This window comes from Mucilaginibacter jinjuensis (genome assembly GCF_028596025.1).
Classification (GTDB): domain Bacteria; phylum Bacteroidota; class Bacteroidia; order Sphingobacteriales; family Sphingobacteriaceae; genus Mucilaginibacter; species Mucilaginibacter jinjuensis.
The window spans coordinates 913,188-929,316 of the sequence record NZ_CP117167.1 but is presented as its reverse complement, the minus strand read 5'-3'; the positions used below and the strand labels follow the sequence as shown (position 1 = coordinate 929,316).

15 protein-coding genes are annotated in these 16,129 nt (G+C 43.6%); 3 read left to right on the top strand and 12 right to left on the bottom strand.

Annotated features, from left to right (window positions below; genetic code table 11):
- Positions 1–43 precede the first annotated feature (43 nt).
- The 6 genes from PQO05_RS04280 to PQO05_RS04255 all read right to left on the bottom strand — a co-directional run bounded on the left by PQO05_RS04280 (position 44) and on the right by PQO05_RS04255 (position 4,813).
- Positions 44–1,597, bottom strand: coding sequence for a vanadium-dependent haloperoxidase (locus PQO05_RS04280; protein ID WP_273631423.1), 1,554 nt, complete (start codon positions 1,595–1,597; stop codon positions 44–46).
- A gap of 27 nt (positions 1,598–1,624) precedes the next feature.
- Positions 1,625–2,572, bottom strand: a complete 948-nt coding sequence (locus tag PQO05_RS04275) for a hypothetical protein (RefSeq protein ID WP_273631421.1) — start codon at positions 2,570–2,572, stop codon at positions 1,625–1,627.
- A gap of 261 nt (positions 2,573–2,833) precedes the next feature.
- Entirely contained in the window at positions 2,834–3,271 is a 438-nt protein-coding gene (locus PQO05_RS04270; RefSeq protein WP_273631420.1) for a DUF2147 domain-containing protein, read from the bottom strand.
- A gap of 67 nt (positions 3,272–3,338) precedes the next feature.
- Positions 3,339–3,707, bottom strand: coding sequence for a response regulator (locus PQO05_RS04265; protein WP_273631419.1), 369 nt, complete (start codon positions 3,705–3,707; stop codon positions 3,339–3,341).
- 125 nt (positions 3,708–3,832) lie between these two features.
- Positions 3,833–4,126: a putative quinol monooxygenase gene (locus PQO05_RS04260; protein ID WP_273631418.1), complete on the bottom strand. Its 294-nt coding sequence runs from the start codon at positions 4,124–4,126 to the stop codon at positions 3,833–3,835.
- A gap of 105 nt (positions 4,127–4,231) precedes the next feature.
- Entirely contained in the window at positions 4,232–4,813 is a 582-nt protein-coding gene (locus PQO05_RS04255; RefSeq protein ID WP_273631417.1) for a thymidine kinase, read from the bottom strand.
- A gap of 74 nt (positions 4,814–4,887) precedes the next feature.
- On the opposite strand from PQO05_RS04255, the gene PQO05_RS04250 reads away from it, so the two are divergent.
- Positions 4,888–6,264: a hypothetical protein gene (locus PQO05_RS04250; RefSeq protein WP_273631416.1), complete on the top strand. Its 1,377-nt coding sequence runs from the start codon at positions 4,888–4,890 to the stop codon at positions 6,262–6,264.
- Between the two features lie 706 nt (positions 6,265–6,970).
- On the opposite strand, the gene rodA is transcribed toward PQO05_RS04250, so the two are convergent.
- The 6 genes from rodA to purH all read right to left on the bottom strand — a co-directional run bounded on the left by rodA (position 6,971) and on the right by purH (position 14,342).
- Positions 6,971–8,248, bottom strand: a complete 1,278-nt coding sequence (rodA, locus tag PQO05_RS04245; RefSeq protein ID WP_273631415.1) for a rod shape-determining protein RodA — start codon at positions 8,246–8,248, stop codon at positions 6,971–6,973.
- Entirely contained in the window at positions 8,238–10,238 is a 2,001-nt protein-coding gene (mrdA, locus tag PQO05_RS04240) for a penicillin-binding protein 2 (RefSeq protein WP_273631414.1), read from the bottom strand. The genes rodA and mrdA overlap by 11 nt, the downstream gene beginning before the upstream one ends.
- Positions 10,235–10,753 (bottom strand): rod shape-determining protein MreD, encoded by a 519-nt coding sequence (locus PQO05_RS04235; RefSeq protein WP_273631413.1) that lies wholly within the window; start codon positions 10,751–10,753, stop codon positions 10,235–10,237. The genes mrdA and PQO05_RS04235 overlap by 4 nt, the downstream gene beginning before the upstream one ends.
- A complete protein-coding gene (mreC, locus tag PQO05_RS04230; protein ID WP_273631412.1) occupies positions 10,731–11,579 on the bottom strand; it encodes a rod shape-determining protein MreC in 849 nt (282 codons plus the stop codon). The genes PQO05_RS04235 and mreC overlap by 23 nt, the downstream gene beginning before the upstream one ends.
- 99 nt (positions 11,580–11,678) lie before the next feature.
- Positions 11,679–12,701, bottom strand: a complete 1,023-nt coding sequence (locus PQO05_RS04225) for a rod shape-determining protein (RefSeq protein WP_074487496.1) — start codon at positions 12,699–12,701, stop codon at positions 11,679–11,681.
- A gap of 114 nt (positions 12,702–12,815) precedes the next feature.
- Positions 12,816–14,342, bottom strand: a complete 1,527-nt coding sequence (purH, locus tag PQO05_RS04220; protein WP_273631411.1) for a bifunctional phosphoribosylaminoimidazolecarboxamide formyltransferase/IMP cyclohydrolase — start codon at positions 14,340–14,342, stop codon at positions 12,816–12,818.
- 128 nt (positions 14,343–14,470) lie between these two features.
- Between purH and PQO05_RS04215 the strand changes: the two genes are divergently transcribed.
- Positions 14,471–14,731 (top strand): hypothetical protein, encoded by a 261-nt coding sequence (locus tag PQO05_RS04215; RefSeq protein WP_273631410.1) that lies wholly within the window; start codon positions 14,471–14,473, stop codon positions 14,729–14,731.
- A gap of 89 nt (positions 14,732–14,820) precedes the next feature.
- Positions 14,821–16,119: a DUF2268 domain-containing putative Zn-dependent protease gene (locus PQO05_RS04210; protein ID WP_273631409.1), complete on the top strand. Its 1,299-nt coding sequence runs from the start codon at positions 14,821–14,823 to the stop codon at positions 16,117–16,119.
- The last annotated feature ends 10 nt before the right edge of the window (positions 16,120–16,129 follow it).

The window sequence follows — 16,129 nt, the reverse complement described above, 5'->3', positions numbered from 1 at the left end:
TCTAAGATTTATAATTTGCCCGATAGCTATCGATGAGTAAAACCTATTGATCGGCCCCATCTGTTTTGGCGCGCTGAACGGCATAATTACCAACTGCTTTGCCGGTAACCAGGCCTACCTCGCAATCGGTACGGTAATGTATGGCACCGTACAAGCGCGACATGGCAGCCTGTTGCGCCATATCTGTAAACTTGGTGCCCCTGTTGGGCAGCAAATAAGTTAACAATGTTGCAGCTGCGCCACTAAAATTAGAGTGGCCCGATGTGTATGACGGGAAGTTGGGTATCCCCGTTAATGTTTTAATACTACCATCTGTTTGCGACGGACGTGGGTTAAAGTAAAAGTATTTGGCATCCCAACACACAATGGCAGCATCCATTTCGGCCATGTTTAACAAAGCCATATTACGCGCCCAGCGTACTTCGCTATAATTTTCTTTCACAAATTCTTCGGCAGCGATGGCATCCCAATGGCCCGGAGGCGCATAAGTGCCTGCACCATCGGCCCAGAAGGCTACGATAGCTTCGTTATCGCGGGTGGGGTTCTTGCTGTATGATAATACTTCGGCAGTTTCTTTCTTAAACTGTTCTGAATTGGTTGATGGCGGCGGAGACGGGCGCAATGTTGGCACGGTAGACGCCGGGAATAAGAATGGCAGCACCTTACCAAACAACGGCAGCATTGGCGGGCGTTTTGGATACTCTAAACTAATCCAAGGGGTTTCGCCGGTGGCAGCGGTTTGGGTTTCCAGTTGTTGCCAGTATGCGGGTGTACCAATGGCAGCACCGGTACCGTCCGTTCTTGCACGTGCAGCAAATACCCCTGCAACTTGTTTACCTAAAGCCTCGCCAGCATCCCACTCGGCACGGGTGTTGGCACCGGCAATCATACGGTATAACTTCTGGTTAGCTTCCTGTTGTTCGATATAAGCAATCTCGGTAGGGAAAAGTAATTTCAACATTTCAACAGCCGAGCCTGATACCACGGCATCCTCGCTCGGGTACGATGGCAGGTCTGATTTTGGCACTAATGCCTGTATTGAAGCATCGTTTTTATACGGCGCAGGCCTGTTGTATACATTTTTATAGTGCCAGGCTGCAAGCAATGCATCATATTGCACCGCGCTTACGTAAGCATAAGCACGTGCCGCATAAGGTGGATTAGAGAACGGAAACTGTGGATAAGCAAACGGATTGGCCGAACTTGGTGCCGGGTAAGTACCGTCATCATTTTGGTAAGGCGGTAAGTTGTGCTTGGCAACCAGGTCGCGCAGTATCTCATTCCAACGCAATACGGCACCTGCACTCCAGTAGGCAATTAGTGCTTTCTGGTCATCAGTGATACCACGCTGATAAGCTTTGATCTCATTCAGATCAGCCTGGTAAGCAGGTGAGCTGATGGCATCGGGCGCAGCAACCGGGAATTGGGTAACACTGGTTAACAACACCGGTTTCCAGGTATCCGCATTCAAGTCGAGCTTTGATGGTGAAAGTGCCTGGAACTGACTATTACGTTCCACTATAGTTTTATTGCATGACGATAGAGTTGCAACCGCAACCGCCAGTACAGGTAATAAGTAGTAAAAATTCTTCTTCATATCGCTATCCTAAAAAACCTGCAAAGGTTATTTTTTCTCTTTCTTTTGTTTTTTAATGCTGAACAGGTAATAAATGCCGCCATGAAAAGTAGTGCTTTGGCCAACGTTGCGTCCGCTAATTACGCGATCGCCGCCTGCTGTCAGTTCGAGACCAGATGGTTTGCTGAAGGTGTATTTAAAATTTACGCCCAGGCTGGTCCAGTTCATTTTATTGCTTGGGAAAGGCATATCGTTTTTACGGATATCGAAGCCGGCTAAACTGGTATAGTTTTCAGCAACGGCCTCTGCAATCCAGCTTTCACTGCGGTAGCCCATACGGCCGTTGTATATCATCACATTCGGCAGGTCAACCTGGTTGGTATAGTGCTCTTCTGTAGTATAATACGCTGTACGGTCAATAGTGATGTTGCTTCGATAGATATACTCTGCAGATGCCGTGGTAAAGAAATTACTCCGCTGATAATCTACCAGGAAACGGGCCATCGTATTTCTACTGTGCGCACCTATTGACATGGGTAAAAAATCGGCCTGGTAATTACTTGCCGGTATTGATACGCCTGCGATGCCGTAAAGTGAGATCACGCCTTTACCAACAGGTATTTCAAAAGGCATGTATTTTAAAAAGAGAGAGGCATCCTGCAAGCCATGTTGCCCTGCCAGTGTACCTGCCGAAGCATGGGTAGCCACATAAGGCAGGTTAACGAGGATGTTAAATTTGTCGGTAACACCATAATTGGCCATTATGCTACCCATTTGGGTACTTACATGACCTAAGTTGCCGTTGGTACGTTTAAAGTCACCTTCCCAGTAATGATCCCAGTCGCTGTGCCCGTACATGGCGCCGGCACAAAAGTAGTTTTTGGGGATCATTATCGCGTCTGCATCTGTTTGGGCCGAGGCTTGTTTGGCAAAAGCCAGCAGAAAAGTTAAAGCAATAAAGTACTTGCCTGTTTGTACAAGTAAAGGTTTAATCATATAGTTTGTTTATAATTGGGTAGTACCTGTCGCAACAAATACGTTACAATACAAACATATATAATTAAGAATTATTCTAAAAACATTTTTATCTAAAAATGTTTACATGACACTTTAAATCAACAAATTATCATAGAAGTGAATATGTGGATGTGCGAATATGCAGATGTGCAGATGTGTAAATGATACCGACATATATGCGATGTTTACAATGTGCTTTGATTTTTCATTTGCACATCTGCACACCGCACATCCATAATGTTATTCCACCCGGGTCCACTCTTCGGTACGGCCGAAAAGCGAGATACCTACATAGCCTCTAATTTTCAGTTTTTTACCGTTGATAGTCATTTTGCAGCTGTAAGTTTTGCCGCTTTTAGGGTCGTAGATGGTGCCGCCTTCGTAAACATCTTCGCCGTTAAAAGTGAAATCTTTTAAAAGCTCCAAACCTAATTCGGGGCGTGTTCTTAGTGCTTCGTCTGGATTTTTAACGTCTGTTTTTGGCTTACCGTTAGCATCATTAGGAAACTTGATCCAGGCCAGCTTGCCGAAATATTTATCGCCTTTTTTGTAGATCTCTACCTGGCCTTCGCCCGATGGATTGAGCCATTTGCCAATAATAGCATCTGCTTTTTGCGCACTTACAGATAGCACAAAAAATAAAAGCATGGTTATGCTTAAAGTAAATTTCTTCGTCATTGGGTTTTATAATAATTGGTTAACGAATATAAGTCTTAGTGTATGGACTTACAAATGCCCGAATAGTTTACTTGATAAACTTTTTTACCAACGCGTTCAAATCGTCCAATTCAAATGGTTTTTTAAGATAACCATCAGCCAGGCCGGCTTCGGCAATTTCTTTAATATTGCTCACTGCCGATATAATCAGGATAGGAATATGGCTGGTAGCAGCATTTGTTTTCAGCTCTTTGCTCAGTTGTTGCCCATTGGCATCACTTTTCCAGTCGGTAAGCCAGTTATCCAGTAAAAGCAGATCGGGCTTTATCTCGTTAATAGTTTTTAAGATCTTGGCATTTTCGGATGAAATAACTTCATACCCTTCGGCCTGTAAAGCATAGGTAATAGTATCCCTTATATCTTTATCATCTTCAATAACGAGTATCTTTTTAGGCATGGCGCTGATCTTATTATGGCATCAATAAAACTGTTTATTGCCTTAATACGGCGTAACAGTACATTTTGATAACAACCAGATATGGCTATTTTGTTTTAGTCTGTATAAAAATTATTTATAGCAACCTAAACCAGCCTCACCAGCTGCTTAATTTCGGCAGGTTTATTTTGCAAAACCGGGGCTATGCGTACAAAATGTTTGTAATGCGCCGAGTTTTGGTGCAGATCGAGCGCATCTTCAGTCTGCCACTCTTCTATCATCACATATTCGTTGGGTTGGTCTTTTGGTTGATAGATTTCGTATGAAATGCAACCATCTTCGGTTACAGAAGTATCAACCAACCTTTTTAATTCCTGTTCAAATGTCTCTTCGGTATCTGGCGTACATTGCCAAACATTTATCACCTTCACGCTGCTCATAATTTGGGTATTAAATTGTAATAATATAACACCACGGCTTGCAAATTTGTTCGCAAACCGGTATTACAAAGCAGCTTTACTAAATTTTATGAAATTGAAATGGCTTTACTTAGCGGCATTAAAGCAGGCACGGCAACGCGGCTCGTAGCTTTCTTTTTCGCCAAGTAATACACGGGCTCCATCAGGCACTAAACGATATGAGTACAGAGCAGGGCTACCGCATTGTACACACACGGCATACACCTTGGTAACAGACTCGGCCATGGCCATAATAGCGGGCATTGGGCCAAAGGGATTGCCTTTAAAATCCATATCCAACCCGGCTACAATAACGCGGATACCACGGTTGGCCAGTACGTTACACACGTTCGGTAATTCATCGTCGAAAAACTGGGCTTCGTCAACACCAATTACGTCAACATCATCAGTAACCATCAGTAATAAAACAGATGAATGATCTACCGGGATAGAGGGGATCATATTCTGATTATGCGATACCACGTTGGTTTCATCATACCGCACATCGGTTTTGGGCTTAAATATCTCTACCTTAAGCTTTGCAATCTGCGCACGTTTTAAACGCCTGATCAGTTCCTCGGTCTTACCCGAAAACATAGACCCGCAGATAACCTCTATGCTTCCGCCGAGCTCACTTTTTCTTCTAAAAACATCTTCACTGAACAGCATGTATAACTTTTTACAGCCTGCTAATATCAGAATTAAATCCTATTTTTGGATAGCATTTTCCTAACATAACACCAATGAGGCAACAGGACGTATTTAAAAAAATAGGCAATATTTTACAGGAATTAAACGAGCAATACGAATACCTTAAAACACAGGGTGATAGCATAGACGACCTTGAGCTCGAACTTTTTGCTGCCAATGCCAATTTCTTGTCAGACCATCTCGAGGTATTACGCAAGCTGAATGCTACCCTCGTAAAAAGCTTACCCGCACATGAGCAAGCGCCTGCAAGTATACCAGTTGCACAAACATTTGAACCGAAAGTTATTGAAGAACCAACCATTAGTTTTAATGAACCAGAAACTATAGTTGAACCTTCCGTTGCTTTTGTGGAAGAAATACCTGAGCAGGAAGTAAACGAGCAAGAAGAGGTAATTGAACTGCCTGCTTCTTATGCCGATGAAACTCCTGAAGAAGAAGACCCCACGTTGCAAGAATATTTCCATGTAGAAACGCCTGAAACCCACACCGAAAAAGAAGCTGAACCTGAAGCAGCACCTGAACCGGGTGGTGGTTTTCATTTCGATTTTGAAACTGCGGAACAGCCGCAGGAAGATGCCGACGAGTATACTTCAAACCAGTTTCAATATCAGCCGGAGGAAACTAAAGAAGAAACCGCCCAGCCAGTTATTGATGAGGAAACAGAAGAGGTTATTGAAACCGAAGAACATCTGGAAGAAACACTCACCCCTTCTTTTGAACCCGTTGAACAACCAATAGAAATAGCAGACGGACCTGCTCCTGAAATAGATATTAAACCGGATACCGGCCACGATACATTCTCATTTATGAGAACTACCGAACCCGAAACTATTCGCCATGAGCTAACGCTTGATGAAGCCGAAGCATGGGCATCAAATGATGAGGATGAAGCCGGATCTATCAACGCGAGCTACCATAAAGAGGAAGAACCAGGGCAACCAACCGTTGCCGAAGCTATGGCTGCAACCATTACGCCAGAGCCAAGCCCTGAGCCTCCTGTATTTACACCTCAGCCCGAACCTGCTCCTATCCCAACCTTCCAGCTTAATTATACACCGGCACCAACTCCCGAACCGGCACCTGTAGTTGAGCCAGAACGCCCGTTAACACTTAACGAACGATTATCTGCCCAGGCAGCCGCGAATGCCGGTACGCCCGTAACATCTGCAGCGCCAATAAAAGATCTTAAATCGGCCATTTCGCTTAATGATAAGATGCTGTTTGTACGCGATCTGTTTAACGGGTACAGCCTGGCCTACAGCGAAGCCATCGAAATACTGAACCGCTTCAATAACTTCGACGATGCCGAACGTTTCTTAAAAACTAACTACGTAGAAAAAAACCATTGGGCTGATAAACCGGCTACCAATGAGAAGTTTTTTGATTTGTTAAAGAGACGGTTTGCGTAAAGGATACTCCCGCACGTCATTGCGAGGTACAGCCTGTCCCGGATTTACTTCGGGAAAGCAATCTCAGACATATCAGCACTGTTAGTAAATAACGCAGAAACTATTATGAATGGTTTCTGCTAATAATCAACGTCAGTCCCGCTCAATCGCCGCGGGTTGGCTGTTACTTTTGGCTTGATCCAAAAGTAACCAAAAGATCAAGACGCAAAAAAGCTCCACCGCACATGTCCACTACACGGCCACGCTTTTGCGTCTGGGCCACCGCTTCTTTTGATTGTCCTACGGCTTTCTTTTCCTCATTTTATCTTGTTTCCTGACTCTCGGTTCTTGCTTCTCCTTTAAACGGCAAACAGCTTCGGCCAAAGCGAGCAGAACAATGATGGCCTTGTGCGTCGGAAAGAGGCATTGGAGATTTTGCAGAAGGGCTGGATTGAGCGAGCGTGAGCCGCCGGGCAAAAGATCCCGGCCTGTGTTGTTCTGAACACTGTGCGGCATGGCCTCGTGCGTAAAGAAGCCTTTTGCCGATGAGCGATTTGGTTACTTTGGCGCTCCAAAGTAAAAGCCAACCCGCGGCGATTGAGCGGGACTGACGTTGATTAAACGCACAACCCATTAATAATAGCTTCTACAATATGAAAGCTACTGCAAATCGGTCTGAGATTGCTTCGCTATCGCTCGCAATGACGTGATGGGATGAAGAAGTAAATTAATTCGGCACCAATGTCCCCATTCTATTCGAATCCAGTTTAATCATTACAAACAGTAGGATAGTAAAGCTCCACAATGATGATCCTCCATAGCTGATGAAAGGTAACGGGATACCGATAACCGGCACTATCCCCACCGTCATCCCAATATTGATGATAACGTGGAAAAAGAGAACAGAGGCAACACCATATCCGTAGATACGGGAGAAAGGCGACCGCTGTCGCTCGGCGAGCATGAGGAGCCGGAGTAACAGGAAAAGGTATAAGCTGATGAGTGCTACCGAACCTGCAAAACCCCATTCCTCGCCTACGGTGCAGAAAATAAAGTCGGTGCTTTGCTCGGGTACAAATGAGTATTTGGTTTGGGTGCCTTTTAAATACCCCTTGCCCCACATTTTTCCTGAACCGATGGCTATTTTAGACTGGTTGACGTTATAGCCTTTCTTGCGCAGATCAGAAGTCAAACCCAGTAAAATATCGATACGTTCTTTTTGATGCTGCTTAAGTACATGCAGATAAATGTATTTTACGCTGAAGATAAAGGTAACCGAGATGAGCATCCCGATAAATACCGTGAGCATTACCTGCCTAAAACGCCTGAATATCCAAATGATTAATAAGCCTACCGCCACTACCCCAATAGCCAAATATAGTTGATTCAATAGCAATGTGAGTACAAACAGTACAATCATCAACCCAATAATAACCAGAAAGTAGGGCGACAATCCCTCGCGGTAAAGTACAAATATCAGCGAGCAAAATACCAGGGTTGATCCAGTATCAGGCTGTAGCATAATCAACAACATGGGTAAGCCAATAATGGCTCCGGCTGTTAAGAACGATCTCCATTCGGTAATGCGGATATTGGTACCGCTCAGATATCTCGCCAGCAGTAATACCGTGGTTACCTTGGCAAATTCGGATGGCTGAAGCCTGAAGGTACCCAACGGGATCCAGGCCTGGTTACCACCTACATTTCGGCCGACGACGAGTACGGCTATCAGCAGTATAACTGTAATGATATAAAATACCGAGGCAAAGGTGATAAAAAAGCGGTTATCGAGCAGTAAGATAACTATCGACAACACAATAGACGACATGATGAAGATGAACTGTTTACCGTAATTGGTATCAAAATCAACAAAACCCGGATGTTTGGGATCATATACTGCCGAGTGGATGTTAAACCAGCCGATAGCGCACAGGCATAGATAGATGAGCACCGTTATCCAATCCACATTAAAAAAGAAACCGCGTTGTGTACTGCTATTGCTCATCGTCCTTCCGTTTTATTTGGGCGGCGGCTAACACACGCATTGATGAATCTTTCTTAGTTTTATTTTTTCGCGAAGCAGATTTTAATTGCTGCGGCTTAGCGCTGGTATCAACTTTTTGTTTGTTTAAACTATCAGCCTTGGGTACAATTTTTAGAGCAGGCTTTGCACCCGGAAGCTCAGGCATCAGGTTGGCGTTCATGATGCGGTTAAACTCTTCCTGCGGGCGCTCAATTTTGCCTTTCAGGTATTCTTCAATTACATAGCTGGCAATTGGCGCAGCCCACCATGCGCCCTGACCGGCGTTTTCTACAACCACAGCAACCGCGATCTTCGGATTCTCGCGCGGAGCGAAGGCCACAAATATCGAGTGATTTTTACCGTGCGGATTTTGCGCTGTACCCGTTTTACCACACATTACAATACCTGGTATTTTTGAACTATGGGCAGTACCCACTTCAACCACTTGTTGCATACCATCAATTACCGGTTCAAAGTACTGCGGATCGATGCCTACGTAGTTTTTCTTCGTAAATTCTTCCCGCACCACATTTCTGTCACCGATAGATTTAATTAAGTGTGGTTTATAATAAAAGCCGTGATTGGCAATGGTACATTCAATATTAGCCAGCTGTAAAGGTGTGGCCTCTAACTCGCCCTGGCCGATAGCCAACGAGATGATAGAAGTAGAATACCAACGGTTTTGGTGAAACTTGTTATCGTAATACAATGCGGTAGGTACAAAACCTTTTTTCTCGTTAGGTAAATCCACATCAAGCTTTACGCCAAAGCCAAATTTATTAACCTTCTCGCGCCAATCGGTATAAGTAGTCCTTATGTTTTTAGAACCATTGCGGTTCATTACATCGGTAAATACGTTACAGAAATAGGTGTTACATGATTCGGCAATACCGTGCGACAGGTTGGTATAACCATGACGTTCATCGCAATGCACCGGGTGGTTACCGGCCCAATAAGTGGCTGTACATTCAAAACCAGTTTGCGGGGTTATCAAACCTTCCTGCAATGCAATTAAAGCTGCCAATGGTTTAAAAGAAGAACCCGGTGGGTAATAAGCCTGTATAGGACGAATCAACAGCGGGTTATATGGATCTTCGTACATTTTGCTGATGTTGTTGCCACGCTCGCGCCCTACCATCAGGTTGGGATCGTAACCAGGGCTGCTCACAAAAGCCAGTATTTCACCGGTTGACGGTTCGATGGCTACAATACTGCCTACCTTATGATTCATCAGCTTCTCGCCAAGCTTTTGGATCTTGCTGTCAAGTGATGACATTAAACGTTCGCCCGCGATGGCAACCGTATCATAAGCGCCATTAGCAAAACGCCCCTTGCTTACGTTGCGCGAATCAACCATTACGTTTCTTACCCCTCTTTGTCCGCGCAGCAGATCTTCATAAGCTTTCTCTACACCGGTACGGCCGATATAATCGCCGGGGTGATAATAGCCGTGTGATTTTTCAATGTCACGATCTGTTACCTCACCAATGTAACCCAAAAAGTGGGCAGCGATTGAATCGGGATAAGTACGAATGGTACGTGGCTGTACATAAAAACCCGGAAATTCAGATAACTTCTCTTGCAAAGAAGCATACATGGTAGCAGGTAGCTGCTTTTCAAATATCGATGTACGGTAAGGAGAGTATTTATATGCTTTTGCAAAACGTTTATCAAAGCCATCTTTATCGATGCCTATCATTTTGCAAAACTCAAGGGTATCGAATGCCTTAACCTCGTGGGGTATTACGGTAACATCATAAACGGGTTCGTTCTGCACCAATATTTTGCCATTGCGGTCTAATATAGGGCCACGGGCCGGGTACTGGATAAGCTTACGGATAACGTTATTGTTCGAAGCCAGGAAGTACCTGTCCTCAACAATTTGCATATAGAAAAGCCTCACCAGCAGGGTAAGGCATAGGGTTACAAATATTGCGGTAACAACATACCGGCGCGCAAAAAAACTGTTCATTTACGTTCTCTACTCCTGAAAAATAAGAAGCCTGAAATCAGCATTAAAAATATGGTAAAAACCGAACTTAATATAAAACGTAATAAAGTATATTGTATTTCGGAGATGCGAAATACTTCGAGGTTGAATAAGAAAAAGTGATGACACAAAGTAAGTACCGATGCATACGCAAAAAACCACCTGAAACCCATTACGCTTAGCGTAGGTTCGGGCTCGTTATCAAAGCCATCTTTTTGCACCGTAATGCTGATAAACATTACCCGCACCATAGCCATTAGTACACAAGCCGCAGCGTGCAGGCCGGGTGTATCATAAAATGCATCAATAGTTAAGCCCAGTATAAATGATAATGCAAACAGTAGAATGTTTGGCGTTTCGAAAGGTAGTAACAGGATAAATATGATATAAGGGTACGGCGTAGAAAGGTTATACAGCGTTAAATTCTTCAACAGGAAAACCTGTAAGAACACCAGGGCTACAAAGCGTATAAGATTAATTATTAGTGTCCTGATCATCTTTCTTTTGCTGTGCTTCTAATGTAGCTTGTTCTACGGCCAGTTTATTAATTACCACATATACATATTCGAGGCGACTGAAATCGACAGATAAATTAACTTCCATATTTAAGAAGAAACCACCGCCTTTTGCATTAAGCTTACTGATTTTACCGATTGAGATTCCCGGAGGGAATAAAGAGAAACCCGATGTTACTACAGGTTCACCAAGTCGCGGTTTTACGTGGTTGGGTATATCGATCAGCAAGCCGGTGTGTGGGCCAAGATCATCGCTCCAGATCATGGAGCCAATGTCTTTAGTATCTGTTACCATAGCGCTGATCTTGGTATCCTTATGCAGGAAAGACCTTACCGTTGAGAAATGCGGTGTTGTATTTACCACAATACCCACCAAACCTGAACTGCAAATAACGCCCATATCTTTAGCTATACCTTCGTTACTGCCCCGATTTATGGTGATGTAATTATTAGCCCGGTTAACCGAATTGTTAATTACCTTGGCAGCAATGTAAGTGTATTGTTGATGATAAAGGGTATCTGTAACTGTATGCTTGGCAGCGGTATCGGCATAAAATGACGAAGGCAAGTTATTGCGTAAGCGTGCATTCTCTGCCATTAAGCTATCGTTGCTTTCCCGCAGCGCCAGATATTGGTTCAGCTTGTTTACACGGCCATAAATATTGCCGGTAACCATATTAGAGCTGTTGATAAATGTAGCCTTCTGAAAAGAATTGTACTTAATGTAAATAATCAGCGAACTTATCTCAAATATCAGGAACAGGAAAAATGCGTTGTACTTGCTGACGAAGATCAATAGGTTACGCATACCGCTGAATAGTTGTGAGTTTTGAAGGAGTGAATTAGTGAGTTAATGAACTTGGGAGAGCACTCACTCATTCACTAACTCACTCATTCACCACTAATATTATTGCATTAAAAACTTAAAGTTACCAATATTTTTAAGGGCGGTACCGGTACCACGTACTACGGCGCGCAGTGGGTCTTCGGCTACGTGCACTGGTAGTTTGGTTTTGGCAGCCACACGTTTATCTAAACCACGCAGCAATGCACCGCCCCCGGTTAAGTAAATACCGGTTTGGTAAATATCTGCCGAAAGCTCGGGTGGAGTAATCTCCAACGCTTTCAATATCGCTTCCTCAATCTTAGAGATTGATTTATCAAGGCAATGTGCAATTTCGGTATATGATACGGTGATCTGTTTTGGTACACCGGTCATCAGGTCACGGCCTTGTACGGCAAAATCAGCCGGCGGATCTGCCAACTCAGGCAAAGCAGCACCTACTTCAATTTTGATCTTCTCAGCAGTACGGTCACCAATCATGATGTTGTGCTGGCGACGGATGTACTGAACGATATCAGCATCAAAGTTATCACCCGCAACACGGATCGATTGATCGCAAACGATACCCGATAATGCGATAACCGCAATCTCGGTAGTACCACCACCGATATCGATGATCATGTTACCCATTGGCTCTTCTACGTCGATACCAATACCTACCGCAGCAGCCATTGGTTCGTAAATCAGGTAAACCTCTTTGGCACCTGCAATTTCGGCCGAGTCGCGCACGGCACGTTTTTCAACCTCGGTAATACCCGATGGGATACATATTACCATCCTTAACGACGGGAAAAACCAGCTCTTGCCTTTGTTGATCATTTTGATCATCCCGCGGATCATGTGCTCCGCAGCGTCAAAATCTGCAATTACGCCATCTTTCAACGGGCGTACGGTGCGGATCTTCTCGTGGGTTTTACCTTCCATTTGCATGGCCTGGCGCCCAATGGCAATCACTTTATTGGTTTGTCTGTCTAAGGCAACGATTGATGGTTCATCTACAACCACTTTATCGTTATGTATAATCAGGGTATTTGCTGTACCTAAGTCAATCGCAATCTCTTGCGTAAAAAAGTTGAATAAACCCATTTAATATGTGTTTCTAATAATCTGCAAATTTGAAAAAAAATTACTTAATAAGCTGTATCATTTGCTTGCTTTTTAAAGCGTTAAAAATCGCAGATTATTGTAATCGATCTAAATTTAGTGTTTAAAATGCCTAACTCCGGTAGTTACCATAACTATATTTTTCTGGTTAGCCATATCGATCGAATCCTGATCTTTAATAGAGCCTCCAGGCTGCAGAACGGCCACAATACCGGCATCGGCAGCAATTTCAACACAATCAGGGAATGGGAAGAAAGCATCCGATGTCATTACTGCACCATTCAAATCAAAACCGAAACTTTTTGCCTTTTCTATAGCCTGGCGCAAAGCATCAACACGCGAAGTCTGGCCAACACCGCTTGCCAGTAACTGATCGTTTTTAGCCAGTACTACGGTATTTGATTTAGTATGTTTTACAATTTTATTAGCGAAGAACAGATCTTTCAACTGTTGTTCGGTTGGTTGTGCGTTGGTAACCGGGGTCATTTGGCTTGGGCCTTCAATAACCGCATCTTTATCCTGCTCGATAACACCATTTAACAAAGTTTTAAATTGTTTAACCGGCAACTCAACCTGGTTACGGATCAGGATCACACGGTTCTTTTTGCTTTGTAAAACTTCAAGCGCCTCTTTGGTATAGGCCGGTGCGATCAACACTTCGTAAAACAACTTGCTGATCTCGATAGCAGTGTCCTCATTAATCTCGTCGTTAGCGATAATTACACCACCGAAAGCAGAAACCGGGTCGCAAGCCAAAGCATCGATCCAGGCTTCTTTAATAAAGCTGCGCGATGCAATACCGCAAGCGTTGGTATGTTTTAAAATGGCAACAGTTGGCTCGGTAAACTCATCAATCAGAGCAACGGCAGCATCAACATCAACTAAATTATTATATGATAACTCTTTGCCATGCAATTTCGTAAACATAGCATCTAACTGACCATAAAAAACGCCTTGTTGATGCGGGTTTTCGCCATAGCGTAAAACCTGGCTTTGCTGTATGCTCTGTTTAAACACAGGCATCTGCTCGTCCTGGTTAAAGTATTGGAAAATGGCGGTATCGTAATTTGATGATACGTTGAAAGCTTTCAGTGCGAAAGTTTTACGGTCTTCAATATCGGTTTCGCCATTTTTAGTTTTCAATAACTCTTCTAAAACAGGGTAATCGTCTTTTGATGAAACGATAACCACATCTTTATAATTTTTGGCAGCTGCGCGGATCAGGGAGATGCCGCCGATGTCGATCTTCTCGATCACATCATCGTGGCCTGCACCAGACTCTACTGTTTCTTCAAACGGATATAAGTCAACAATTACCAGATCAATTTCTGGGATCTCGTATTGCTCCAGTTGCTGCAGATCCTGCTCTAAGCTTCTGCGGCCTAAAATACCACCAAATACTTTAGGGTGCAGGGTTTTAACACGCCCGCCTAAGATTGACGGGTAAGAAGTAAGGTCTTCAACAGCAATAACATCGGCGCCTAAACTGCGAATAAAAGTTTCGGTACCACCTGTTGAATATATTTTAACGCCTAAGCGATTAAGTTCATGAATTACCGGTTCAAGATGATCTTTATAATAAACCGAAATTAGTGCGTTTTTTATTTTTACGGGCTGACTCATTGAGGGAAATTTTCGAGCCGCAAAAGTAATTATTTTGTATGATTAGTTAACTATAAGTTAGTCATTTATACGTATGAAAAATGATTCATCTTTTTTAATTCTGATGCAATAATTTGTACATTAGGATAATGAAGCAATTTTTTAAGTCCCCAATGTTTAATGTAGTGCTATTGGCAGTATATGTTGGCACATTGATCGGTAAGCTAAAAGGCATTAGCCAAGTGTATGCAACCAACGCTATTAACACACATAATTCTTTTGACATGGGCTATAACTGGGGATACCGCTCGGGCTATATGGCCAGCATTGCCGTGTGGATGATTGCCATTATACTAATGTCGATAAAACTGATGAAAGGCAAACCGGCATTTAGTTTTATTAAGCGATAACGGCATGAGACAAAAGGGTATAATAACAGGGTAGTTTTTTAACTTTGTGCAACGCAACATATTTGCTTTTGCATCGTCTTTAATCTAATATGAAAAAACTGTCTACCCTACTCCTTTTCAACTTCTGTTTTCTTTCATTAGCTTATGGCCAGTACAGTATCCGCAAGGTAATTACCGATGATGTTGATAATTTCTGGAACGCGTACGACAGTATCCGTACCACTAAAGACAGTGTTAAGCAACTCTATTATATTCAGAAGCTATACATAGCCCGCGGCACCGATGGTTTAAAGGCTTTTATGGAAGCCAAAAACTACACCGCCGAAGCCTACGTTTCGGCTATACGCCATTACCCAAAGTTCTGGAACTCAGTTAGGGATAACACCTTTAAATGTAAAGGCCTAACTACCGAATTTGATCCGGATATTAAAATATTCAATTCTATATACCCCCAGCTTAAACCTGCCGTAATTTATTTCACCATCGGTATATTGAATTCGGCGGGCACATCCGGCGATGGCAAGGTTTTGATTGGGACAGAACTGGCCACAGGCGATTCCACCGTTGATGTATCAGAACTGCCGCCTGCTTTAAAAAGTGGGTTAGCTCAATATTTTCATAGTAACCCGTTTGTAAACATAGTGCCGCTAAATATCCATGAGTATGTGCACACACAGGAAAGCGGCGAACCTTATAACCTGCTTTCACAATCCATCTATGAAGGCACTGCCGATTTTGTTACCGAGCTTGTTACCATTAAAACCCTGCCACTGCCCTACATGAGCTACGGCCCGGCACACGAACAAGAATTAAAAGCCCAGTTTGCCTCCGAAATGTTTTTAAACAACTATAAAAACTGGCTTTATAACGGCACCAATAATGGCAGGGTTGGCGATTTGGGTTACTATATGGGTTATGCCATTTGCCGATCATACTATAACAACTCGCGCAATAAAAAAACAGCCATTAAAGAAATGATAGAGCTGAACTATGCCGATACCGCAGCGGTAGAGAAATTCCTGGTTAACTCCAGGTATTTCCCCCAATCGCTTGTTCAGTTACACCAAACTTATGAGCTCAAACGTCCGGTTGTTAGCGGCGTATCTGTTTGGCCAAACAAACCCGTGAGCCCCTCCACTAAAGAAATTAAGATAGATTTTTCGGCTGTGATGGGCCGTGGGGTCGCGGTTGATTATGGCCCGGGCGGTCGCGACACGTACCCGGTTACCGGGCAGGTCGGATTCTCGCCCGATAAAAAATCGTTCACCTTTAAGGTAGACCTGCAACCCGATACCGACTATAACTTCATAGTAACCGGCGGTGGTTTTCGCTCGGCGGATGGTTATCCGCTGGTGAATTATACAGTGAGGTTTAGAACGGGAAAGTAAATTTAGTTGT